Here is a 24,034-nt window from a genome sequence, read left to right as displayed (position 1 = left end):
ATAGCGCCACCCCTCCCTCAAGGAAAGCGCGGGCGTCAGCCCTCGGAGCCCTCGGCCGCCAGCTTCTCGGCCAGGAAATGCGCGGCCTTCTGCCACGATTCGTCATTGTCGCCCCGGAAGCTGAGTTCCGTGTGCGTGACCAGCCTTTCGCCTTCCAGGTCCACGAGGCTGGCGAAGGCCTGAAGGATCAGGGTGCTGGTCTTCTGCACGACGATGAACAGCCCCCGCTCGGCTCCCCGTTCGCGCAGGGCGGTGACAAGGCAGTCGGTCGTCTCGCGCGGGCAGGCGTCGGCGATGTCCTTGCGGCTGACCAGCGCGCCGGACAGTTCGTCGGCAAGGATGCCCTCCATCAGCGCGATGCGGCGGTCGTGGTCGGACTGCTGGTCCCGCGCCTCGCGCGAGGTGTCCAGCATCTTGACCGGCGGGATCGCCAGATCCTGCGCCACAAGCGGCATCGGCACCAAGGCCAGCGCCAGGACAAGCTTCCGCATGGCATCCTCCTCCAGACCCACCCGCGCAGGATGGTCCCGCGCGCAGAGCCGCAAAAGCCCGACCAATGTCCTAGGCGGGCAGCCTGCCGGACGCGCGCTGCAGATCGCCGCCCGGGCCTTTGTTGAACCCGGCGGCCGCCCCGGCTAGCCTGTGGCCAGCACATCGGAGGCGATCATGGACGACAAGAGCTGGGCGGCGCGAGCCAGGGAATATTCGATGTACGGCTTCACCGACATGCCCAGTGTCGAAGACCGGGGCACGATCGTCCTGACCCGTGGCGAGGGGCCCTATGTCTTTGACACTCAAGGGCGCAAGTGGCTCGATTCGAACTCGGGGCTGTGGAACATGGTCGCGGGCTTCGACCATCCGGGGCTGATCGAGGCCGCCAAGGCGCAGTACGACCGCTTCCCCGGCTATCACGCCTTCTTCGGACGGATGTCGGACCAGACGGTGATGCTGTCGGAAAAGCTGGTCGAGGTTTCTCCCTTCCGGCGCGGCAAGGTGTTCTACACCAACTCGGGGTCCGAGGCGAACGACACCATGGTCAAGATGCTGTGGTTCCTGCACCGGTCCGAGGGCAAGCCGCAGCGCCGCAAGATCCTGACGCGCTGGAACGCCTATCACGGCGTCACCGCCATCTCGGCCAGCATGACCGGCAAGCCCTACAACGAGGTCTTCGGCTTGCCGCTGGACGGCTTCATCCACCTGACCTGCCCGCATTTCTGGCGCTACGGAAACCCCGGCGAATCCGAGGCCGAGTTCGTCGCCCGCCTTGCGCGCGAGCTTGAGGACACGATCCAGCGCGAGGGCGCCGACACCATCGCGGGCTTCTTCGCCGAACCGGTGCAGGGCGCGGGCGGCGTGATCCCCCCGGCCAAGGGCTATTTTCAAGCGATCCAGCCGATCCTGAAGAAGCATGGCATCCCCTTCATCGCCGACGAGGTCATCACCGGCTTCGGCCGCACCGGCAATACCTGGGGTTGCCAGACCTACGACTTCGTTCCCGACGCGATCATCTCCTCGAAGAACCTGACCGCCGGGTTCTTCCCGATGGGCGCGGTGATCCTGGGGCCGGAACTCAGCGACCGGCTGGACGCCGCCATCACGCCGATCGAGGAGTTCCCGCACGGCTTCACCGCCTCGGGTCACCCGGTCGGCTGCGCCATCGCGCTGAAGGCCATCGACGTGGTGATGAACGAGGGACTGGCGCAGAACGTCATCGACAAGGCCCCCCGGATGGAGGCCGGCCTGCGCGACATCATGCAGCGCCACGCCAACATCGGAGAGTTGCGCGGCGTCGGCTACATGTGGGCGCTAGAGGCCGTGAAGGACCCCGAGACCCGGCAGCCCTTCCCGGGCCACCTGTCGGTCAGCGAGCGGATCGCCAACACCTGCACCGACCTGGGCCTGATCTGCCGGCCGCTGGGGCAGTCGATCGTGCTCTGCCCGCCCTTCATCCTGACGGATGCGCAGATGGACGAGATGTTCGAAAAGCTCGACGCCGCCCTGACGCGGGTATTCGACGGGCTGCGCGCCGAAGGGCAGGCCTGAGCGGTTCCGACCGCCGCCGCCTGCCCTTGGATGCGTTGACCCTAGATCATGGGGCGGCTAGGTCACGTCGCGACTGACGCCATCAGGATCCCAGCCTTGTCCCAGCCCTCCACCGCCCTGCTGATCGCGGGCATGCACCGCAGCGGCACCTCGTTTCTCGGGGAAAGCTGCGGCGCCCTTGGGTTCACCCTTCCGCGCGACGCGGGCGGCCCGGCCGAGGATAACCCGCGGGGCCATTTCGAGCCGCAGGCCATCGTCGCCCTGAACGACGCGATCCTGGCGGAACGGGGGTCGTCCTGGCTGCGGATCGGCCCGGTGGACCTGCCCGCGCCCGACGATGCGATGCTGTCGCGCATGGACGCGGCCGTGGAACAAAGCTTCGCCGACGCGGCGCGCATCATGGTGAAGGATCCCAGGCTTTCCCTGACCCTTCCCCTGTGGCGCGCCTGGCTTGAGGCCCGTAGCGTCCGGGCAGCGGTCCTGATCGCCCTGCGCGACCCGCGCGAGGTCGCCCACTCGCTCGCCCGCCGCAACGGCTTCGGCGCGGATGCGGCGATGCTGTCCTGGGTCAACCATACGCTCGGATCGGTCGAAGGCTCGGAAGGGCTGCCGCGCCAACTGGTCCTGTTTCCCGACTGGACCGGCGACCCTGCCCCAACACTCGCGCGAATCGCGGAACTGTTCCAGGACGACCTGCCCCCCGACGCCCAAGCGCGCGTGGCCGAAACCTTTCTGCCCGATGCCGTCCATGGCCGGGGCGAGGCCGCGGCCTCGGAGCGGCCGGTCGAGCAGCTGGCGCTGGACCTGTTTGCCGTGCTGGCCAAGGCCGCCGGACGCGGCGAGGTTCCGGGCATCGCCGAGCTTGACCCATATCGCGACCGCTTCGCCGCCCTGTCGGGCGCCGCACGTGCCGTCGAGGACGCTTATGCCCAGCAGATCATCGACACCCAAACCGAGATCGCGGCGCTGGACCAGCGGCGGGCGCAATTGGAACGCGACGTGGCGGACCGGCTGTCGGATGCCGAGGCCCTTGCCCAGCGCATCCGCGCGACGGAACACCAGCGCGACGAGGGTCTTGCCGAGCTGACCGAACAGCTGCGCGCGACCGAGGCCCAGCGCGACGACATCCTGGAACGGCTGAGCGAGCAGCTGCGCGCCACCGAGACCCAGCGCGACGAGGCCATCTCCGAGATGACCGAGCAGCTGCGGGCGACCGAGGCACAGCGCGACGAGGGCCTTGCCACCCTCAACAACCAGTTGCAGGCCACCGAAGCGCAGCGCGATCAGGCCGTGGCCCAGTTGCGGTCGACCGAGGCCCGGTGGAACGAGATCGTCGGGCTGGCGGATGCCGCGCGCGAGCAGGCCCGGATGCTGCAGTCCCAGCTTGCTGTCACCGAGGCGCAGCGCGACGAGATGGCGGACATCGCCGAGGCCCGCTGGACCACCATCGAGGAACTGCAGGACCACGCCGCGCAGCTGCAGGCGCATCTGCAGGCAACCGAGCAGACCCTCGCCACGACCGCCGCCTTCCTCGAGAAAGAGCGTGAGACCATTCTGAAGCCCATCTATCGCCGCCTTTACTGACTGGGGGGCCGGTCCATGCGGCGCGTGCTGCCGGGCGGCGCCGTCGAGCGGCTGAAGCGCCGCCTGCCCGTGCCGGGGGGCATCCCCCGCGCGCTCGCCTTCTCTCCCGTCCAGGCGCAGCCCGCCGCCACGGGCGGCTATGCCTCGGTCCCGGCGCGGGCCGGCGACAAGCCCGACATCTTCGTGCTGTCGATCATCAACTGGGACTTCCGCATCCAGCGCCCCCAGCACCTCGCCACCCGCATGGCGGCGGAAGGTCACCGCGTCTTCTACATCGAAATGGAGCAGAACCCGCGCGAGGGCACCGTGCGCGAGGTGGCGCCGGGCGTCCATGTCGTGCGACTGCCGAACCGGGGGATGCGGGGGCTTCAGTCCTATACCGGGGTGCCCACGCCTTCTCAGGCCCGCGCCTGGATCAACCACTTCCACGCGCTGGCCGATGCCATCGCGGCCTCGCCCGTGGCCCATGTCGTGATCGAACATCCCTACTGGTGGAACCTGGCCAGGCACCTGTCGCCCGAATACCAGATCACCTTCGACTGCATGGACGACATCGGCGGCTTTTCCAACACCGAGCCGCATGTGCTGGAAGCCGAGCTGGACATGATCGCGCGGGCCGACAAGATGGTCGTCAGCTCGCAGTACCTGTTCGACAAGTTCAGCCCGATCCGCGACGTGGTGATGGTCCGCAACGGCACGGACGTCAGCCACTTCATCGACGACAGCCAGGCCCAGGCGCCCGGCTGGCTGACGGGCAAGCTGAAGCCCGGCACGATCCGCGTGGGCTATGTCGGCGCCATCGCGGAATGGTTCCACACCGACCTGCTGGAAGCGGTGGCCCGCGCCAACCCCGATTTCGACATCCACCTGTGCGGCGCGGTCACGGCCGAGGCCCCGCTGCGGCTGGGGAACCTGCCCAACGTCACGCTGCACGGCGAGATCCCCTACGGCGACGTCCCCGCCTTCCACCGGCAGATGGACGTGCTGATCATCCCCTTCCAGCTGCTGCCGATTATCAAGGCCTGCGACCCGGTCAAGTTCTACGAATATTCGGCGGTGATGCGGCCGACGGTCTCGACGTCGCTGCCCGAACTCGACCGCGCGGGCGAGCTGGTGTTCCGCGCCGACGACGCCCTCGCTTTCGCCGCCCAGATCCGCCACGCCGCCCCCTTGGCGCGCGATGCGGATTTCGGCCAGCGCCTGCGCCAGTACGCGCTGGACAACGCCTGGTCCTTCCGTGCCGCCGACATGCTGGCCGAGATGCGGCACGAGCCGAAGCTGTCCGTGATCGTCCTGCACTACGGTGCGGACACCGACATGACCCTGGCCACGCTGCACGCGATGCTGGGGCGCGGCGACGTTTATCCGAACCTGGAAGTCGTGCTTGTGGACAACGGCTCGACGCCCGAGGTGCTGGACATCCTGCGGGCCCGCGCGGCCGGCGACGACCGGATCGTCCTGGTCGAGAACGGAGAAAACCTGGGCTTCGCCCGCGGCAACAACCGTGGCATCGAGGCCGCCACGGGCGAGTTCGTGCTGCTGCTGAACAACGACACGTTCCTGGCACCCGGCGCGCTTCTGGCGATGGTCCGCCACCTCCAGCGCAACCCCGAGGTCGGCATCGTCGGCCCCATGACCAACAACATCGGCAACGAGGCGCGGATCGAGATCGCCTATGCCGACATGGACGCCATGGCCCGCGCGGCACGCGACCTCGCGACCGGCCACCGGGGACAATGGACCCCCATCCCGGTCTGTGCCTATTTCTGCGCCATGTTCCGCCGCGCGGACCTGGACCGGCTGGGCCACCTGCCCGAAATCTACGGACGCGGCATGTTCGAGGACGACGACCACTGCGCCACCTTCCACCAGGCGGGTCTGGTGACCGCGCTGGCCGAAGACGCCTTCTGCCACCACCACCTGTCGGCCACGTTCAACGCGCTGCCCTCGGGCGAGAAGCAGCAGCTGTTCGATAGGAACCGCGCGCTGTTCGAGGAACGCTGGGGCAAGTGGGTGCCGCACCGCTATCGGGACAGCCGCCCGCCCGCCAGCCTGCCCGGCGCGCGCTGACGCAGCCGGCCGAAAGCTCAGCCCATGCGCACCGTCATCATTCATTACCACATCTACAAGAACGCGGGCACGTCCTTCGACCACGTGCTGACGCACAACTTCGGCGACCGGCACGAACTGTTCGACGGCCCCTTCCCGTTCTTCACCATCGACCAGGAACAACTGGACCGCATCATCATGCGCCGCCTCAACGCGGTCGCCTTCTCGTCCCATCAGATCATGCTGCCGCCGCCCAGTTCGCTGGATTATCGCGCGCTGGCCGCGATCTTCGTGCGCAATCCGTTCCTGCGCATCGCCTCGATCTACCGCTTCAAGCGCGGGCCCGAACGCCCGGACGGCACGCCGCTGGGATCGCTGTCCCCGGCGGACCTCAGGGCCGAACTGGCGCGGCAAGCGCTTGAGATGCAGCGCGCCCAAAACCCCGGCCTTCCCGACGACAAGCTGCCCCCGCCCGAGCCGTTGCCCGCGCCCGAGTTCGACGTCACCTCGGCGGGCGATGCCGCGCGCGCGCATGACCTGGCGGGCTGGATCGACTATTGCCTCGGCTCGGCCGCCGACATCGGCAACATCTCGAATGCGCAGACGCGCTTCTTCGCCTGCCAGTTCCGCCTTCGTCCCGTCCACGCGCGCACCGAAGAGGGTATCGTTTACGACCTCGGCGCAGCCCTGCGAACGGTGGCCAGCGTCGAACTTCTGGGCCGGACCGAGCATTTCGAAGCGGACGTCGCCCGCTTCGGCGACATCCTGGCGCAGCATGGCGTGACCCTGCGCCTGCCCGAGGACACGCGCCACAACGTCACCCATGCCGCCGCCGACAGCACGGCCCAACGGGTCGAGGCCATGCTGTCCTCGCTGCCCCCTGCCCTGCGCGACCGGCTGATCGACGCCAACCGGCAGGACGTCGCACTTTATGACCGCGCCTGCGCGCTGATCGAACAGGACCACCGGGTATGACCAAGAAGATCCTCTGCACCGTCGGCACCCGCCCCGAGGCGATCAAGATGGCCCCGGTGATCCGGGCGCTGCAGGCCGACCCCGATTTCGACTGCCGGGTGCTGGCCACGGCGCAGCACCGGCAGATGCTGGACCAGGTGCTCGAGGTCTTCGGGATCACCCCCGACATCGACCTGGACATCATGCAGCCGGGCCAGACGCTGACCGGGCTGACGGGCCGCCTGCTGATCCGGCTGGAAGAGGTGCTTGCATCCGAGAGGCCCGACGCAATCCTGGCGCAGGGCGACACGACAACGGTGCTGGCCACGGCGCTCGCGTCCTTCTACGACCGCATCCCCTTCGGCCATGTCGAGGCGGGCCTGCGCACCGGCGACATCGCGAACCCCTTCCCCGAGGAGATGAACCGGGTCGTGGCCAGCCACCTGACCCGCTGGCATTTCGCACCCACGCGCTTTGCCGCCGACAAGCTGCTGGCCGAGGGTTATCCCGCCGCCGACGTCCATGTCACCGGCAACACGGTGATCGACGCGCTTTACCATGTCGCGGCGACCGACCCCGGCACGGGGCTGGACCTCGACCCGTCGAAGCGGCTGATCCTGATGACGCTGCACCGGCGCGAGAACTTCGGCGAACCCCTGCTGCGCATCTGCGACGCGCTGGCGCGGCTGGTGGCGGACAACCCGGACGTGCAGATGGTGCTGCCGGTCCATCACAACCCGAACGTCCGCGGCATCGTCCGCGAGCGCTTCGGCGCCATGGATCGCGTCATCCTGTGCGAGCCGCTGGACTACACCGCCTTCGTGGCGGCGATGAAGGCCGCGACCCTGATCCTGTCGGACTCGGGCGGCGTGCAGGAGGAAGCCCCGGCCCTCGGCAAGCCGGTCCTGGTGCTGCGCGAAACGACCGAGCGGCCCGAGGCGGTCGAGGCCGGCGTCACCAGGCTGGTGGGCACCCGGGCCGAGCCGATCCGTGCTGCGGCGCAGGAGCTGCTGGACGATCCTGCCGCCTATGCCGCAATGGCCCGGCGCGAGTCCCCTTACGGGGACGGGAAGGCGGCTGGCCGGATCGTCGAGACCCTGCGCCGCGACCTGCTGTAAGGCCGCGGGGCTGCGGGGCCGCCGGGGGCGGTGACCGCCTGTGCAGGCGACACCTCAGGGCGACCCCGCCCTTGCCCGCGCCAAGGAAATCCACGGCTTCGCACGGAACCACGCGATCCGAAGCGGACCGGGGGCCACGCCGTGCAGGGTGGAGGGGCAGGACCATCTGCCCGTCCGGCTTGTCCGCCACCCCTCGCCCCTCCAGATCAGGGGTTCCCTCTTTCGCTCTCCCTCTTCTCCTGCTCGGCGCGTCCACCTTTCACCTTCGCAGTCGCCGCGCCCGCGTTCTCCTCCGGCGCGCTTGCTCTCTCTCCCGCAAGCCTGCGGGTTCCGTTCAGACCCCACGCGCGCCGCACGGCGGGAGAGGTCCACAGCCGCGCGCCCACTGACGTCCGGTCGCTGGTCCAGCGCATCTGTCCATTTTCAAGCCAGCCGGCCAGGGCGCCGCTGCGGGCAAGACGGGACTGGTCCAGCAGCAGGCAGTCCCGCCCCTCTCCTTCCGGCGCAGGCGCCGCGAGGATGACGATGGCGTCCTTGGTGCAGGCCTGCGCAAGCCGCTCGCCCGCGCCCTTGCCGGAAAGGTGCACGATCCGCAGACCGCCAAGGCTGGCCTGACGGGCGCCCTTCTCACCTTGCCAGCCGGGGCGCGCCGCGGCCGCCTCGGCGGTGGCAAGGTCGCCATCCGCGCGCAGCCAGCTGTCGGCGACGAAGGCCCCGACAGGCTTCGACAGAACCCGTCCGGCAGCTGTCATCAGCCCCACGGCGCTGCCGTCCCCGGCGATCAGAAGATGAGGGCGCTCGGTTGTCATCCAGACCAGCGCCCCCGCCAGGACCATCATCCTGGCCAGCGCGGCAACGATGCGCGACAGTTGGCCACGCGCGCCATGCAGCGCCAGCAGCGCGACCGTCACACCGGTCCCGCCCAGGGGCACCGCCGCCCAGTGGGGCGCGGTCACCGTGACGACCGCACCGCCCCAGCCGGTCACAAGCTCGGCCACATGCAGCATCCAGCGAGTGCCAAGTCCCATCAGCCACAGCGCAGGCGTCGCCAGCCCCACAGGCGCAAGCAGAGCGGCGATCACGCCCGCGGGCATGACCAGCGCACCCATCACCGGCACGACCAGCAGGTTCGCCACCATCCCGTATTGCGCCGAGCGGTTGAAATAGGCTGCCGCCAGCGGCGAGGTCGCCAGCGCCGCGATCAGGGACGAGATCACCAGCAGCGCGACGCCCCTCAGGACCCAAGGCAGGGCCTGCGCCCGGCGCGACCATGCGGGGAACAGCAGGATCAGCGCAGAGGTGGCGGCAAAGCTCATCTGGAAGCCGGGCGTCACCAGCGCCTCGGGTGCGACAAGCAGGATCACCAGCGCCGCCAGCGCAACGGTGCGCAGCGAGATCGCGCGGCGGTCGGCCAGCACCGCCACAAGCATCACCGCGACCATCAGCCAGGCGCGCTCGGTCGGCACCCCGCCCCCCGAAAGCCACAGGTAGGCGGTCGCCACCACCAGCGCGACCAGCGCCGCGAGCTTGTGCACCGGCCGTCCCACCAGAAGGCCGACCGCCTGCACTCCCGCCAGGGCCAGCCTCAGCGCGGCATAAACGAAGCCCGCGAGCATGCTCATGTGCAGGCCCGAGATCGAGACGATGTGGTACAGGTTCGAGTCGCGCATCAGCTGGTTCGTGGCCTCTGCGATGCCCGAGCGGTCACCCGTCATCAGGGCCGCCGCGACCGCGCCCTCCTGCCCGCCGATCCCGCGCTGCATCGCGGCCGACAGCGCCAGCCGCACGGCGGTCGCGTCCAGGCGGCGCGTGGGCGCGCGCTCGACGGTCAGGATGGGGTTGCGGGTATAGCCGACTGCGCCCAGCCCATCGAAGAAGGCCGCGCGGCGGAAGTCGAAGCCATGCGGCTCGGCAGGGCCCGTCGGCGGGCCGAGATGGCCCGTCAGCATGACCCGGCTGCCCACCTGCGGCAGCGGGATGTCGCCGGTCAGGGACAGCCGCACGCGTTCCGGCGTCCGCGCGGGCGCGGTGTCGCGCAAGGTCACGCGGTCCAGCGTCACCCGCATCCGGTCGCGGGCGGAACGGTCGATCTGGACCACGCGGCCCTCGACGGGGCCGTAGTAGCGGTAATCCATCACCGGGGCCGCCACGAGATGCAGCCGCAGCCCCGCCGCGAGGAACCCCGTCAGCACCAGCGCCAGTCCCAGCCCGGCAAGGCGCAGCAGGTCGGCCCTGTCCCAGTCGAGCCGCCCCGCCATCGCCCGGCGCGGTGCCAGCCACGCCAGCCCCAGCGCCGCCAGCGCCCCCCCCAAGGCCAAGGCGTAATGCGGCAGGTCCGGTTCGACGTGCAGCAGGAACCAGCCGCCCACCCCGATTGCAACCAGCACCGGCGCCCAGACCAGCAGACCCGCGCGGGTCACCCGCTCGGCCGTGGGCAGAGTGTGCACGGTCCCGCGCGCCATCAGCGCGGCCCTCAGCGCCTGCCACCCGGCCCGCAACCGCCCGTCCGAAGGTGCCGCGTCGGTTGCCGTCAACCTTGTCCTTCCCCATCCTCGTCGCTTATCCCTGCCGCAACCCTATCCTCGCGGTCCTTTCCGAAAGGTTAACGACCGCCCGACCGACCTGCAGCAGGACCCGCCATGCCCCAATCCCCCGTCGTCACCCGCTTTGCGCCCTCGCCCACGGGCTATCTGCACATCGGGGGCGCGCGCACGGCCCTGTTCAACTGGCTGTTCGCCCGCGGCCGCGGCGGCAAGTTCCTGCTGCGGATCGAGGACACGGACCGCGCCCGGTCCACCCCCGAGGCCACGCAGGCGATCCTGGAAGGGCTGACCTGGCTCGGCCTCGACTGGGACGGCGAACCCGTCAGCCAGTTCGCCCGCGCCGACCGACATGCCGAGGTGGCACGGCAGATGATGGAGGCGGGCACCGCCTATCCCTGCTACACCACGCCCGCCGAGATCGAGGCCTGGCGCGCCGCGAACCCGAACCAGCCCTTCGTCAGCCCTTGGCGGGACTCGGACCCCTCGACCCGGCCCGACGCGCCCTTTGCGATCCGCCTGCGGGCGCCGCGCGAGGGGGTCACGGTCATCCATGACGCGGTGCAGGGGGACGTGACCTTCCGCAACGACCAGCTGGACGACATGGTGCTGCTGCGCTCGGACGGGACGCCGACCTACATGCACGCGGTGGTGGTGGACGACCACGACATGGGTGTCACGCATATCATCCGCGGTGACGACCACCTGACCAACGCGGCGCGGCAGGCGCAGGTTTATGCGGCGAATGGCTGGGACCTGCCGGTCTTCGCGCATATCCCGCTGATCCACGGCACGGACGGCAAGAAGCTGTCCAAGCGCCACGGCGCGGTCGGCCTGCATGAATATGCCGCGCTCGGATACCCGGCGGCAGCTATGCGCAACTATCTCGCGCGGCTGGGATGGAGCCATGGCGACGACGAGCTGTTCGATGACGCGCAGGCGATGGAATGGTTCGACCTGGGCGGCATCGGCAAGGCGCCTGCGCGGCTTGACTTCAAGAAGCTGGAGCATGTGTCCGGCCACCATATCGCGGCCATGAGCGACGAGGCCCTGCTGGCGGAACTGGCCGCCTTCCTGAAGGCCACGGACCAGCCTGCCCTGTCGCCCGTGCAGTTGCAGCGCCTGACGCCTGCGCTGGGCGTGCTGAAGCAGAAGGCTCGCACCCTGCCGCAACTGCTTGATCAGGCACGATTCGCCTTGATCGACCGGCCAGTCGCGGCGGATGACAAGGCGCGCGCGGCGCTTGATCCGGTATCCGTTGGTATACTCAAAGATTTGACCGCTGCGACGCAGCATGTTAATTGGACGCGAGACGATCTGGAGGCAGCGGCCCAGCGCATGGCCGAGTCGCACGGCGTCGGTCTGGGCAAGATCGCGGCACCCCTGCGGGCCGCTCTGGCCGGCCGCACCACGACCCCCAGCGTATTCGACATGATGCTGGCCCTGGGCCGCGACGAAACGCTCGCCCGCCTGGCAGACGCCACGGCGTGAGAGACCCCGACCTTATCGGCCCGGTTCGGGCCACTGGCGAGAAGGACTGAGTGATGGCCGAAGCGAAGACTGCCCGGATCATCGTTAACGACAAGGAACTCGACCTCCCGGTCCTGACCCCGACCGTGGGCCCGGACTGCGTCGATATCCGCAAGCTCTACGGCCAGGCCGATGTGTTCACCTTCGACCCCGGCTTCACCTCGACCGCATCCTGCGCCAGCGCCATCACCTATATCGACGGCGACAAGGGCGAGCTGTGGTACCGCGGCTATCCGATCGAGCAGCTGGCTCTCCACGGCCACCACCTCGAGACTGCCTATCTGCTGCTTTACGGCGATCTGCCGACCCCCAAGCAGATGGAAGACTTCGAGAACCGCGTCACGCGCCACACGATGGTGCATGAGCAGATGCACTACTTCTTCCGGGGCTTCCGCCGCGACAGCCACCCGATGGCGACCATGGTGGGCGTGGTCGGCGCGCTGTCGGCCTTCTACCACGACAGCCTCGACATCAACGATCCTTGGCACCGCGAGGTCGCCTCGATCCGCCTGATCGCCAAGCTGCCGACGATCGCGGCCATGGCCTACAAGTACTCGATCGGCCAGCCCTTCGTTTACCCGCGCAACGAACTGGATTACGCGTCCAACTTCCTGCACATGTGCTTCTCGGTCCCGGCCGAGGAATACAAGGTCGATCCGGCGCTGGCCCGCGCGATGGACCGCATCATGATGCTGCACGCGGACCACGAGCAGAACGCCTCGACCTCGACCGTGCGCCTGGCCGGCTCCTCGGGCGCCAACCCCTTCGCCTGCATCGCGGCGGGCATCGCCTGCCTGTGGGGCCCCGCGCATGGCGGCGCCAACCAGGCCTGCCTCGAGATGCTGCAGGAGATCGGCACCGTCGACCGCATCCCCGAATACATCAAGCGCGCCAAGGACAAGGACGATCCCTTCCGCCTGATGGGCTTCGGCCACCGCGTCTACAAGAACTTCGACCCGCGCGCGAAGATCATGAAGGAATCGGCGGACGAAGTGCTGGGCATCCTTGGCATCGAGGACAACCCGACGCTGCAGGTCGCCAAGGAGCTTGAGCGGATCGCGCTGGAGGACGAATACTTCGTCCAGAAGAAGCTTTACCCGAACGTGGACTTCTATTCGGGCATCATCCTGTCGGCGATGGGCTTCCCCACCGCGATGTTCACGCCTATCTTCGCCCTCAGCCGCACCGTGGGCTGGATCAGCCAGTGGACCGAGATGCTGGGCGACCCGGACAGCAAGATCGGCCGTCCGCGCCAGTTGTATGTCGGCCAGGACCGCCGGGACTACGTGCCCGTCGCCGACCGCTGAGGCGGTCCTGCCCGGACGGACGGCAGAAGGGGCCCTCGCGGCCCCTTTTCCATGAGTGTCGAAGCCGAGGCCGCGATGAACCTGCTGTTTGCCAATGACCGGCGCGGGGAATACCCGCGCAGCCTTTATGCCGAACAGAACCCGCCCCTTGCCCCCTTACCCCGTCTGCGCGGCGAGTCGAGGGCGGATGCGGTCGTGGTTGGCGGCGGCTACACGGGCCTGTCGGCGGCGCTGACGCTGGCCCGTGCGGGACGGCAGGTCGTGCTGCTGGAAGCGCAGCGGGTGGGCTTCGGCGCTTCTGGTCGGAACGGAGGGCAGCTCGGGTCCGGTCAGCGGCTCGAGGTGGACGAGCTTGAACGGTTGGCGGGCCGCGAGGCCGCGCGGCGGTTGTGGGACATGGCCGAAGAGGCCAAGGCACTGGCGCGCGCCTATGCCGCCGAGGCGGGCGTCGCGGTCCATGACGGCATCGCCCATGCCGCGCGGACGGCGCGCGAAGCCGCCCATGCCCGCCAGAACGCCGAACGGCTGGCGCGCGACTACGGCTATCCCCTTGTCCAGCCGCTGGACCGGCCGGGCCTGCGCGCGCTGGTCAAGTCGCCCCTTTACGTCGGCGGCGACGTGGACAGGGGCGCGGGGCACCTCGATCCGCTGGCACTGTCCCTGGGCCTCGCGCGCCTTGCAGCCGCGGCGGGCGTGCGCATCCACGAGGGCAGCCACGTCCACGCGATCCGCCATGCGGCGCGGGCGGGCGAGAAGACCATCGTGCAGACCGGCACGGGCCGGGTTCTCTGTGATCACCTCATCCTGGCCGCGAACGGCTATCTCGGCCGCCTGGACGAGGGCGTGGCGGCGCGGGTGATGCCAATCAACAACTTCGTCGTTGCGACCGAGCCGCTGGGCGCCCGCGCCGACGAGATCCTGGGCGAGAACGTGGCCGTCCACGACACGCGCTTCGTCGTGAACTACTGGCGGCTCAGCGACGACCGGCGGCTGGTCTTCGGCGGGGGCGAGAACTTGGGCTATCGCTTCCCCCGGGATATCGCCGCCAAGGTCCGCAAGCCGCTCGAGCAGGTCTATCCCCAGCTCAAGGGCGTGAGGATCACCCATGCCTGGGGGGGCACGCTGGCGATCACGCTGAACCGGATGCCGCATTTCGCCCGCCCCGCGCCGAACTGCCTGTCGGCCAGCGGCTATTCCGGCCACGGCCTCGCGCTGTCGAACCTCGCCGGCAAGCTGATGGCGCAGGCGGTCATGGGCCAGTCCGAGGGGTTCGACGCCATGGCGGCCCTGCCCTCGCGCCCCTTCCCGGGCGGCGCGGGCCTGCGATGGCCGCTGCTGGTCGCGGGAATGAGCTGGTATTCCCTGCGCGACCGTGTGGGCGTCTGAGCTCAGGCGCCCTTGTCCTTTCGCGCCTGACCGGCCGTGCGCCGCAGCATCCTGGCGGCGCGGTGGCGCTGATAGCCCTCGACCACACGGACGGTCAGGTAATGCGCGATCAGCGCCGAGATCAGCCCCGGAACGATGCTGCCCACCAGATAGGGCAGGAAGATGGCGTGGAAGAAAGTCTGCAACTGGTCCCACTGCGCCACCCGCCCATCGAAAAGGGACATGAAGTTATGGGTCAGCTGCCGCCCGGCCGAGGCAAAGGCGCCCAGGATCGCGGCGGGCGCCAGGCTGCCATCGACCCCCAGCATCCAGCGGCCGAGCGCCATCGAGATCATGGCCATGAAGGGGATTGTCAGCGGGTTGCCGATGAAGGTTCCCAGCACCGCCGCCAGCAGGTTGCCCCGCAGCGCCCAGGCCAGCCCGAGCGCCCCCAGCAGGTGAAAGCCGAACAGCGGCGTGAAGTTGATGAAGGTGCCCGCCGCGAAGCCGCGCGCGATCCGGTGCGGCTGGTCGGGCAGCCGGCCCATGCGGTGCGCCACATACTGCACCGCCCGCGACCAGCCCCCGCGCGGGTAGACGAACTCTCCCGCCATCTGGAGATAGCTGCGTGGCTTGCGCTTGAACACCGGCCCGTCTCCCCCGAACCCGAACCTGAACCGATCCGGGGCCAAGTGAAACAGCCCGAGGACGGCAGCACAACCTGCCCCACCCGTCCCGCCGGACAAATGTGCCGGAGGGCAGGCCGGGCGCAATGCGCCTGACGGCCTGTCAGACCCGTGCGGTCTCGTCCCGGATACGGGAAACCTGGGCCACGTCGCTTTCCGCCTCGAGCGCCGTCAGCAGCGCGTGCAGATGCTCGAGGTCGCGCAGGTCGACCTCGATCCGCAGGCGGTAGAAGTCGGGCTTGCGGTCCAGGAACTCGAGATCCGAGATGTTGGCCCCTTGCGCGCCGATCAGCGTGCAGATCCGTCCCAGCACGCCCGCGTCATGGCGGATCGTCAGGCTCAGCTTCGAAGAATAGAGCGGCGGATGCCTGCCCTCGCGCCAGCGCAGGTCCACCCAGCGCGCGGGCTGGTCCTCGAAATCGGCCAGCACGGGGCAGTCGATCGCATGGATCACCACGCCCTTGCCACGATAGGTGATGCCGACGATCCGCTCTCCCGGCAGGGGGTCGCAGCAGGGGGCGCGGGTCAGTTCGCGGTCGGCTTCCAGCCCGGCCACGGCGCGGGACGGATCGATCTCGGCCTCGGCCGGGGCAAGGTCGGGATACAGGACGCCCACCACCTGCCGCGCCGACAGTTCGGCCGAACCGATGCGGGCCAGCATCTCGTCCGCATCCGGCAGCGCCAGGGCCTTTGCGGCGGCGCGCAGCGCCTTGTCGGTGACCTTGCGGTTCACCGCCTCGAAGGCCACGCGCACCAGTTCCGACCCCAGCCGGATGAAGCGCGAACGGTCCTCTTCGCGCAGGGACCGCCGGATCGCGGCCTTGGCGCGGCCGGTCGCCACGATGTCCAGCCAGGTCGCCTGCGGTCGCTGGCCCGAGGCCGCGATGATGTCCACGGACTGCCCGTTCTTCAGCCGCGTCCACAGCGGCACCCGGATGCCGTCCACCTTCGCCCCGACGCAGCTGTTTCCCAGCCGCGTGTGGATCGCATAGGCGAAGTCGATGGGCGTCGCCCCCTTGGGCAACTGGATCACGTCGCCCTTGGGCGTGAAGCAGAACACCTGGTCCTGATACATCTCGAGCTTGACGTGCTCGAGGAACTCGTCGTGATCCTCCTCGCCGAAGCGTTCGGTCAGCGAGGCGAGCCATTCGCCCGGATCGACGGCGAAGGGGTTCTTGCTCAGCACCCCGTCGCGATAGGCCCAGTGCGCGGCCACCCCTGCCTCGGCCACCTCGTGCATGGCGCGGGTGCGGATCTGCACCTCGACGCGGGTGCCGTCGCGGGCCGAGACGGTGGTGTGGATCGAGCGGTAGCCGTTCGACTTGGGCTGGCTGATATAGTCCTTGAAGCGCCCCGGCACCATCCGCCACTTGCGGTGGATGATCCCCAGCGTCCGGTAGCAGTCGGATTCGCTGCGGGTGATGATGCGGAAGCCGTAGATGTCGGACAGGCGGCTGAAGCTCAGCTGCTTTTCCTGCATCTTGCGCCACACGCTGTAGGGCTTCTTGGCGCGGCCGAAGACGGTGGCCTCGATCCCCTCGGCTTCCAGCAGGGCGCGGATGTCGCCGGTGATCTGCGGGATGACGTCGCCGTTTTCCTTCTGCAGCGTCACGAAGCGGCGGATGATGGAATTGCGCGCCTCGGGGTTCAGGACCTTGAAGGCAAGGTCCTCAAGCTCCTCGCGCATCCACTGCATGCCCATGCGCCCGGCCAGCGGCGCATAGATCTCCATCGTCTCGCGCGCCTTCTGGACCTGCTTTTCCGGGCGCATCGACTTGATCGTGCGCATGTTGTGCAGCCGGTCCGCCAGCTTGACCAGGATCACGCGAAGATCGCGGGACATGGCCATGAAGAGCTTGCGGAAGTTTTCCGCCTGCTTGGAATGGGCGCCCGACAGCTGCAGGTTGGTCAGCTTGGTGACACCGTCCACCAGGTCGGCGATCTCGCGCCCGAACAGCTGCGCCACGTCCGCCCAGGTCGAGCGCGTGTCCTCGATCGTGTCGTGCAGCAGCGCGGTGACGATGGTCGCGTCGTCCAGCCGCATCTCGGTCAGGATGGCGGCGACGGCGACGGGATGGGTGAAATAGGGCTCGCCCGACTGACGGAACTGGCCCTCGTGCATCCGGCGGCCATAGTCGAAGGCCTGCCGGATCAGGTCGGTGTTGGTCCGCGGGTTGTAGTTGCGGACAAGCGCGATCAGATCCTCGACGTCGAACTTGTCCAATCGAAGATCCGTCCCGCTCAGCCCGCCGTTCAGTTGCGGCCCTGCGCTTCCAGCATCATGCGCAGCATCCGCTCCTCGGATTCCTCGTCGGCGGGCTTGGGCCGGTCGACCTCGGCGCCCAGAAGCAGCGCCATGGCGTCCTCTTCCGGCTCATCGACCTCGATCTGGGTCTGGGTCTGCTCGATCATCCGCTCGCGCAGCTCATCCACCGGCTGGGTCTCGTCGGCGATCTCGCGCAGGGCGACGACGGGGTTCTTGTCGTTGTCGCGGTCCACGGACAGCGGCGCGCCCGAGGCGATCTCGCGGGCGCGGTGGGCGGCAAGCATCACCAGGTCAAAGCGGTTCGGAACCTTGTCGACGCAGTCCTCGACGGTTACGCGTGCCATGCAACACCTCTGCGAATCGGCTGTAAGAGCAAGGTGGCATAAGTGGAAGCCCGGGCGCCAAAAGTCAACCCAGAGGCGTCAGGCCCTCAAGTGCCGCCCGGTCCAGGGCGGCCAGCATCTGCGCCACTGTCTGCCCCGTGCGCGGATGGCGCCACGAGGGCGCGACCTCGGCCAGCGGCGCCAGCACGAAGGCCCGGTCCTGCATGCGGGGATGCGGCAGGATCAGCTCTCCGGGGGCCACCTGCCTCTGCCGGTCGGGCGGCAAGGCGCGCCACAGGTCCTGCGTCGCCGCGTGGGGCAGGACGGCGTCACCCATCGCCAGAAGATCGAGGTCGATGGCCCGTGCCTGCCAGCGTCCTCCGTCGCGGGTGCGTCCCAGTCGCATCTCGATCCCGTGCAACGCCGTCAACGTGCCCTGGGGGTCAAGCGTGGTGCGGACCACGGCGGCGGCATTGACGTAGTCCGGCCCGCTGCCCGGCGGATAGGCGGGCGAGCGCCAGAAGCGGCTTACCGCCACGGGTTTCAGCCCTTCGCCGGGCAATGCGCGGAGAGCCGCGCACAGGGTCTGTGCCGGCGAACCTGTCGAAGAAAACAGGTTCCCGCCCAGTGCGACCAGGGCTAGGGTCTGTCGACCATATTCCGATGAATGAAGATTGATGGGGCAAGCCATTGTTCTACAAGGATGACCGATTGGCGCTGTTTATCGACGGCTCGAATCTGCATGCTGCCGCGAAGTCGCTGGGATTCGACCTCGACTACAAGCTGCTGCGGCAAGAGTTCGAGCGTCGCGGCAAGCTGATCCGCGCCTACTACTACACCGCGCTGCTGGAAAGCGAGGAGTATTCCCCGATCCGCCCGCTGATCGATTGGCTGAACTACAACGGCTACACGATCGTGACCAAGCCCGCGCGGGAATACACCGACTCGATGGGCCGCCGCCGGGTCAAGGGCAACATGGACATCGAACTGGCCGTCAACGCGATGGAGCTTGCGCCGCGCCTGGACCATGCGGTCCTGTTTTCCGGCGACGGCGACTTCCGCCCGCTGGTCGAGGCCCTGCAGCGGCAGGGTGTCCGGGTGTCGGTCGTGTCCACCATGCGCAGCCAGCCTCCCATGATCGCGGACGAACTGCGCCGGCAGGCCGACAATTTCATCGAACTGGACGCGCTGCGCGACATCATCGGCCGCCCGCCGCGCGAGCCGCGCGAGCCTGCCGCCGCGCCCACAACCGAGACCTGAACTTAACCTTCCGTCAAGCTTTGGCGGGACGCCCAGCGGGTTTGTGTGTTATCAGAGACTTGCCGTAAAAGGGATGCAGGGGATGATCGAGGACGAAGGAAGGGAGACGGCCGGAACACCTGACCGCGTGCTGCGTCTGTCGGACTTCGGCCAGCCTCAGCCGGGGCGCGTGATCGCCGAGATGCGCGCCTACTGGTCCTCGCTGCGGCAGGGGCGCTCGATCCCCTCGCGCGCGGATGTCACGCCGCTGGGGCTGCAGGCCACGCTGGACTTCGCCTTCATCCTGGAACGTATCGCGCCGGGTGCCGCGCGTTTCAGGCTTGCGGGAAAGCACCTGATCGACCTGTTAGGCATGGAAGCCCGAGGGATGCCGCTCTGTGCCCTGATGAACCCCGGATTCCGCGGGCGGCTGTCGGATGTGCTTGAGACCGTCTTCCAGGGACCGCAGATCGTCGAGGCCGACCTGATCTCGCCCGCAGGCTATGGCCGCCCCGAACTGACGGGCAAGCTGCTGCTGCTGCCGCTGCGCTCGGACCTGGGCGATGTCACGCGGGCGCTGGGATGCCTTGTGTCCGTTGGAGAGGTCGGGGCCGTGCCCCGCCGTTTCGACCTGGGTGCGGAACGGGCCGACGCGGTGATCGAGGGCGGGCGGGTCCTGGTCCCCTCGCCTTCCGCCCTCGGGATGGCCGAGCCGCCCGCGACCTGGCGCCCGGCGCCGCGCCTTCCGGTCCTCGAGGAGGAAACACCCGAGGAACGCCGCGCGCGCTTCCGGGTCATCTCGAACGACTGAAAGCGGCGCCCCATCTCGGGGCGCCTTTTTCGTTTCAGCTTGCGTCGCGCAGCCGGACGGGGGTTCCGGTGCGGCGGGCGCGCAGTTCCTCGGCCACCAGGAATGCCAGTTCCAGCGACTGGCTGGCGTTCAGGCGCGGGTCGCAGGCCGTGTGATAGCGGTTCGACAGGTCGTGGTCGGTGATCGCCCGCACGCCGCCGGTGCATTCGGTCACGTCACGGCCGGTCATCTCGAAATGGACGCCGCCCGGCACGGTGCCTTCGGCCGCATGGACCTGGAAGAACTCGCGCACCTCGCGCAGGACCGAGTCGAAGGGACGCGTCTTGTAGCCCGAGGCCGACTTGATCGTGTTGCCGTGCATCGGGTCGCAGGACCAGACGACGTTGGCGCCTTCCTCCTGCACCGCGCGGATCAGGCGCGGCAGGTGATCGCCCACGGTGCCTGCGCCGAAGCGTGCGATCAGAGTCAGCCGGCCCGCCTCGTTCTGCGGGTTCAGCTTCGCGATCAGCGCCTTGAGGTCGTCCGTCGAGATCGAGGGGCCGCATTTCAGCCCGACCGGGTTCTGGACGCCCCGGCAGAACTCCACGTGCGCGCCATCGACCTGCCGCGTGCGGTCGCCGATCCACAGCATGTGGCCGGAACCCGCGACCGGCAGGCCGGTGGTGGAATCGATCCGGGCCAGCGCCTCCTCGTATTCCAGCAGCAGGGCCTCGTGGCTGGTGTAGAACTCGACCGTGCCCAGCTCATGCGCGGTTTCCGAGGTCACGCCCGCCGCCTGCATGAAGGCCATCGCGTCGGAAATCCGGTCGGCGATGTCGCGGTAGCGCGCGGCCTCGGGCCCGTCGGTGAAATCGGCGATCCAGCTCTGCACCCGGTGGATGTCGGCATAGCCGCCGGTCGAGAAGGCCCGCAGCAGGTTCAGCGAGGCCGCCGCCTGCGTATAGGCCTGCAGCATCCGGGCGGGGTCGGGCACCCGCGCCTCGGCCGTGAAGTCGAAGCCGTTGATGATGTCGCCGCGATAGCTGGGCAGCTCGAGGCCCTCCATCGTCTCGGTCGGCGCGCTGCGGGGTTTGGCGAATTGCCCCGCCATGCGGCCCACCTTGACCACGGGAAGCTGCGCGCCCCAGGTCAGCACCACGGCCATCTGCAGCATCACCTTGAAGGTGTCGCGGATGTTGTCGGCCGAGAATTCGGCGAAGCTTTCGGCGCAGTCGCCCCCCTGCAACAGGAAGCGGCGGCCCTGCGCCACATCGGCCAGCTGCGCCTTGAGCCGGCGCGCCTCGCCGGCGAAGACCAGCGGCGGGAACTTGGCCAGCTGCGCCTCGACCCCGGCAAGGGCCTGCGCGTCGGGATAGTCCGGCATCTGCACGCGCGGGCGGGTCCGCCAGCTGCCGCGCTGCCAGTCGTCGCCGCGCAGGGTGGCGCGGGCGTTGCGGTCGATGTCGGGCGTCTGCTGCGGCATGGCTCTTCTCCTGCGGATTGCAGGGTTATAAGGGCCAGGGCACAAGGAATAAAGCCTTCGCCGCGCGGCTTGTCACGCAAGTGCCCATACCCGTCGGCCGTCCCTCGAACGACACGCTTTCCTTTCAAAAAACGCCGTCCTACTGTCCCCTGCGAAGGACCCCGGTCCGATCAGGGAGAAGACTGAATGAAGAAGCTGATGTTGGCCACGGCGGCCATCGCCCTAGGCGCGGGTGGCGCCTTTGCCGAGGACGTCAAGATCGGCCTGTCTCTGGGCTTCACGGGGCCGCTGGAATCGATGTCGCCCAACATGGCGAAGGGCGCCGAGATGGCGATCGAGGAAGCCAACGCCTCGGGCAAGTTCCTGAACGGCTCGAAGGTGACGGCGGCGCGCGCCGACAACACCTGCGCGGACGCCGCGGCGGCGGTTGCGGCGGTGGAGCGCCTGGTCACGGCCGAGAAGGTCAACGGCATCATGGGCGGGATGTGCTCGGGCGAGACGATCGCCAGCCTGGAACGCGTGGGCGTGCCGAACGGCATGGTGATGATCTCGCCCTCGGCCACCTCGCCCGCGCTGACGGATCTTGAGGATGGCGGGTTCTTCTTCCGCACCTCTCCGTCGGACGCTCGCCAGGGCGAGGTGATGGCCGACATCGCGCTGGAGCGCGGCGCGAAATCGGTCGCCATCACCCATACCAACAACGATTATGGCAAGGGCCTGGCCGAATCCTTCAAGTCGGCGTTCGAGGCCAAGGGCGGCACGGTGACGATGCTGCAGGCCCATGATGACGGAAAGGCCGACTATTCGGCCGAGGTCGCGGCCCTTGCGGCCGCTGGCGGCGATGCGCTGGCCGTCGTGGGCTACGTCGACCAGGGCGGCTCGGGCATCATGCGGGGCGCGCTGGACGCGGGTGCATTCGACACCTTCATCCTGCCGGACGGCATGGTCGCGCAGGGGCTGGTGGACCGCTTCGGCGCGGAACTGGAAACCTCGTTCGGGCAGAACCCCTCGTCTGAGGGCGAGGGCCGGACGAAGTTCAACGATCTTGCGACCGCCGCTGGCTTCGACGGCACCTCGGCCTTTGCGGGCGAATCCTACGACGCCGCGGCCCTGATCCTGCTGGCCATGCAGGCGGCCGGCTCGGCCGATCCGCGCGTCTACAAGGACAAGGTCATGGACGTGGCCAACGCCCCGGGCGAAAAGATCAGCGCGGGCGAGATCGGCCGCGCGCTGGAGCTGATCGCGGCGGGCACCGACATCGATTATGACGGCGCCTCGGCGGTCGAGCTGGTCGAGCCCGGCGAAAGCGCGGGCACCTACCGCGAGGTCGACTTCAAGGGCGGCCAGATGAACGTCGTCGGCATGCGCTGATCCTTTGCCCCGGCCGGGTCGCCTCGGCCGGGGTTCTTCATGCCTGCCGCATCCCGCGGCAGGACCATGCGCGATCCCGGCGACGAACGATCGGGACGCGCACCACAGGGAGACGACAAGATGAACCGACTGCTGATCGCAACCGCCGCCATCGCGCTGACCGCGGGCGGGGCCCTAGCCCAGGATGTCCGGCTGGGCGTGTCGCTGGGCTTCACCGGGCCGCTGGAATCCATGGCGCCCTCGATGCTGAAGGGCGCCGAACTGGCCGCGAAGGAGGCCAGCGGCTCGGGCAAGCTGCTGGACGGCGGCAAGGTGACGATCGTTCAGGCCGACAACACCTGCGCCGACGCGGCCGCCTCGGTCACGGCGGTCGAAAGGCTGGTCACCTCGGAAAAGGTGAACGGCATCGTCGGCGGCATGTGTTCGGGCGAGACGATCGCCAGCCTCGAACGGGTGGCCGTGCCGAACGGCATGGTGATGATCGCCCCGTCCGCGACCTCGCCCGCGCTCAGCACCATCGAGGATCAGGGCTTCTTCTTCCGCACCGCGCCGTCCGACGCGCGCCAGGGCGAGGTGATGGCCGACATCATCACCGAGCGCGGCATCAAGAACGTCGCCGTGACCTTCACCAACAACGACTACGGCAAGGGGCTGGCCGATTCCTTCGCCGCCTCGTTCGCCAAGAAGGGTGGCACCATCACGATCACCGCGCCCCATGACGATGGCAAGGCTGACTATTCGGCCGAGGTCGCGGCCTTGGCGGCCGCCGGCGGCGAGGCGCTGGTCGTCGCGGGCTACGTCGACCAGGGCGGCTCGGGCATCGTGCGCGGCGCGCTCGACTCGGGCGCCTTCAACACCTTCGTCTTCACCGACGGGATGGTCACGCAGGCGCTGGTGGACAAGTTCGGGACCGAACTGGAACATTCCTTCGGTCAGAACCCCTCGGCCGAGGGCGAGGGCCGCGACGCCTTCATCGGTCTGGCGCGCGACGCGGGCTTCGAGGGCTCGGACGCCTTTGCCGCGGAATCCTACGATGCCGCGGCCCTGATCCTGCTGGCCATGCAGGCCGCCAAGTCCACCGACCCGCGCGTCTACAAGGACAAGGTCATGGATGTGGCCAATGCCCCGGGCGAAAAGATCATGCCCGGCCAGCTGGACCGCGCGCTGGAACTGGTCGCGGCGGGAACCGACATCGACTATGTCGGCGCCTCGGCGGTCGAACTGGTCGGGCCCGGCGAAAGCGCGGGTTCCTACCGCGAGGTCGAGTTCAAGGGCGGCACGCTGACCCCCGTCCGCACCCGCTGATCCCCTGACGCAAGGCCGCGGCGCCTGCCACAGGCGCCGCATTGCGTTTTTCGTGGCGAAACGCGCAGTCCTGCCTTATGG

Annotated in this window: 19 protein-coding genes; 12 read left to right on the top strand and 7 right to left on the bottom strand. The window is 68.8% G+C overall.

The window, feature by feature from the left end; all coding sequences use genetic code 11:
- Window positions 1–35: 35 nt before the first annotated feature.
- Window positions 36–491, bottom strand: a complete 456-nt coding sequence (locus CK240_RS14065; RefSeq protein ID WP_095640972.1) for a DUF2380 domain-containing protein — start codon at window positions 489–491, stop codon at window positions 36–38.
- Window positions 492–666: 175 nt separating this feature from the next.
- Between CK240_RS14065 and CK240_RS14060 the strand changes: the two genes are divergently transcribed.
- From CK240_RS14060 to wecB, 5 genes are all read left to right on the top strand, one after another.
- The gene (locus tag CK240_RS14060) at window positions 667–2,043 is read left to right on the top strand and encodes an aminotransferase (protein WP_095640971.1); all 1,377 of its coding nucleotides are present in this window, start codon (window positions 667–669) and stop codon (window positions 2,041–2,043) included.
- A gap of 96 nt (window positions 2,044–2,139) precedes the next feature.
- Window positions 2,140–3,627, top strand: a complete 1,488-nt coding sequence (locus CK240_RS14055) for a hypothetical protein (RefSeq protein ID WP_095640970.1) — start codon at window positions 2,140–2,142, stop codon at window positions 3,625–3,627.
- A 15-nt stretch (window positions 3,628–3,642) separates the two neighbouring features.
- Window positions 3,643–5,697: a glycosyltransferase gene (locus tag CK240_RS14050; RefSeq protein ID WP_095640969.1), complete on the top strand. Its 2,055-nt coding sequence runs from the start codon at window positions 3,643–3,645 to the stop codon at window positions 5,695–5,697.
- A 24-nt stretch (window positions 5,698–5,721) separates the two neighbouring features.
- The gene (locus tag CK240_RS14045; protein ID WP_095640968.1) at window positions 5,722–6,651 is read left to right on the top strand and encodes a sulfotransferase family 2 domain-containing protein; all 930 of its coding nucleotides are present in this window, start codon (window positions 5,722–5,724) and stop codon (window positions 6,649–6,651) included.
- Entirely contained in the window at window positions 6,648–7,748 is a 1,101-nt protein-coding gene (wecB, locus tag CK240_RS14040; protein ID WP_095640967.1) for a non-hydrolyzing UDP-N-acetylglucosamine 2-epimerase, read from the top strand. The genes CK240_RS14045 and wecB overlap by 4 nt, the downstream gene beginning before the upstream one ends.
- Window positions 7,749–7,954: 206 nt before the next feature.
- On the opposite strand, the gene CK240_RS14035 is transcribed toward wecB, so the two are convergent.
- Complete coding sequence (locus CK240_RS14035) at window positions 7,955–10,282, bottom strand: ComEC/Rec2 family competence protein (protein WP_095640966.1); 2,328 nt, start codon at window positions 10,280–10,282, stop codon at window positions 7,955–7,957.
- Between the two features lie 105 nt (window positions 10,283–10,387).
- Here CK240_RS14035 and gltX point away from each other — a divergent pair, with 105 nt between their 5' ends.
- The 3 genes from gltX (at window position 10,388) to CK240_RS14020 (ending at window position 14,511) form a co-directional block, all read left to right on the top strand.
- Window positions 10,388–11,779, top strand: coding sequence for a glutamate--tRNA ligase (gltX, locus tag CK240_RS14030; protein ID WP_095640965.1), 1,392 nt, complete (start codon window positions 10,388–10,390; stop codon window positions 11,777–11,779).
- A gap of 53 nt (window positions 11,780–11,832) precedes the next feature.
- Complete coding sequence (gltA, locus tag CK240_RS14025) at window positions 11,833–13,125, top strand: citrate synthase (protein WP_095640964.1); 1,293 nt, start codon at window positions 11,833–11,835, stop codon at window positions 13,123–13,125.
- Between the two features lie 75 nt (window positions 13,126–13,200).
- Window positions 13,201–14,511: an NAD(P)/FAD-dependent oxidoreductase gene (locus CK240_RS14020; RefSeq protein WP_095641000.1), complete on the top strand. Its 1,311-nt coding sequence runs from the start codon at window positions 13,201–13,203 to the stop codon at window positions 14,509–14,511.
- A gap of 2 nt (window positions 14,512–14,513) precedes the next feature.
- Here CK240_RS14020 and CK240_RS14015 read toward each other — a convergent pair whose 3' ends face one another.
- The 4 genes from CK240_RS14015 to folK all read right to left on the bottom strand — a co-directional run bounded on the left by CK240_RS14015 (window position 14,514) and on the right by folK (window position 18,456).
- A complete protein-coding gene (locus CK240_RS14015) occupies window positions 14,514–15,137 on the bottom strand; it encodes a DUF2062 domain-containing protein (RefSeq protein WP_095640963.1) in 624 nt (207 codons plus the stop codon).
- A gap of 142 nt (window positions 15,138–15,279) precedes the next feature.
- A complete protein-coding gene (locus CK240_RS14010; RefSeq protein WP_095640962.1) occupies window positions 15,280–17,400 on the bottom strand; it encodes a RelA/SpoT family protein in 2,121 nt (706 codons plus the stop codon).
- Window positions 17,401–17,429: 29 nt separating this feature from the next.
- Window positions 17,430–17,786: a DNA-directed RNA polymerase subunit omega gene (gene rpoZ, locus CK240_RS14005; RefSeq protein WP_095640961.1), complete on the bottom strand. Its 357-nt coding sequence runs from the start codon at window positions 17,784–17,786 to the stop codon at window positions 17,430–17,432.
- A 64-nt stretch (window positions 17,787–17,850) separates the two neighbouring features.
- Window positions 17,851–18,456, bottom strand: a complete 606-nt coding sequence (gene folK / locus CK240_RS14000; RefSeq protein WP_095640960.1) for a 2-amino-4-hydroxy-6-hydroxymethyldihydropteridine diphosphokinase — start codon at window positions 18,454–18,456, stop codon at window positions 17,851–17,853.
- Between folK and CK240_RS13995 the strand changes: the two genes are divergently transcribed.
- Together CK240_RS13995 and CK240_RS13990 are read left to right on the top strand one after the other, a co-directional pair.
- On the top strand, window positions 18,456–19,025 hold the full coding sequence (locus tag CK240_RS13995) for a LabA-like NYN domain-containing protein (protein ID WP_095640959.1): 570 nt from the start codon (window positions 18,456–18,458) through the stop codon (window positions 19,023–19,025). The genes folK and CK240_RS13995 overlap by 1 nt on opposite strands.
- 73 nt (window positions 19,026–19,098) lie before the next feature.
- A complete protein-coding gene (locus CK240_RS13990) occupies window positions 19,099–19,815 on the top strand; it encodes a PAS domain-containing protein (RefSeq protein WP_095640958.1) in 717 nt (238 codons plus the stop codon).
- 34 nt (window positions 19,816–19,849) lie between these two features.
- Here CK240_RS13990 and CK240_RS13985 read toward each other — a convergent pair whose 3' ends face one another.
- Window positions 19,850–21,277 carry a class II 3-deoxy-7-phosphoheptulonate synthase gene (locus CK240_RS13985; protein WP_095640957.1) on the bottom strand — a complete coding sequence of 476 codons (1,428 nt, stop codon included), beginning with the start codon at window positions 21,275–21,277 and terminating at the stop codon, window positions 19,850–19,852.
- A gap of 186 nt (window positions 21,278–21,463) precedes the next feature.
- Here CK240_RS13985 and CK240_RS13980 point away from each other — a divergent pair, with 186 nt between their 5' ends.
- Entirely contained in the window at window positions 21,464–22,648 is a 1,185-nt protein-coding gene (locus CK240_RS13980; RefSeq protein WP_095640956.1) for an ABC transporter substrate-binding protein, read from the top strand.
- A 120-nt stretch (window positions 22,649–22,768) separates the two neighbouring features.
- Window positions 22,769–23,953 (top strand): ABC transporter substrate-binding protein, encoded by a 1,185-nt coding sequence (locus CK240_RS13975; protein ID WP_095640955.1) that lies wholly within the window; start codon window positions 22,769–22,771, stop codon window positions 23,951–23,953.
- Window positions 23,954–24,034: the final 81 nt, after the last annotated feature.

The organism is Paracoccus salipaludis, assembly GCF_002287065.1.
Taxonomy (GTDB): domain Bacteria; phylum Pseudomonadota; class Alphaproteobacteria; order Rhodobacterales; family Rhodobacteraceae; genus Paracoccus; species Paracoccus salipaludis.
The sequence above is the reverse complement of the archived record's forward strand: the minus strand, read 5'-3'. Positions and strand labels throughout refer to the sequence as shown.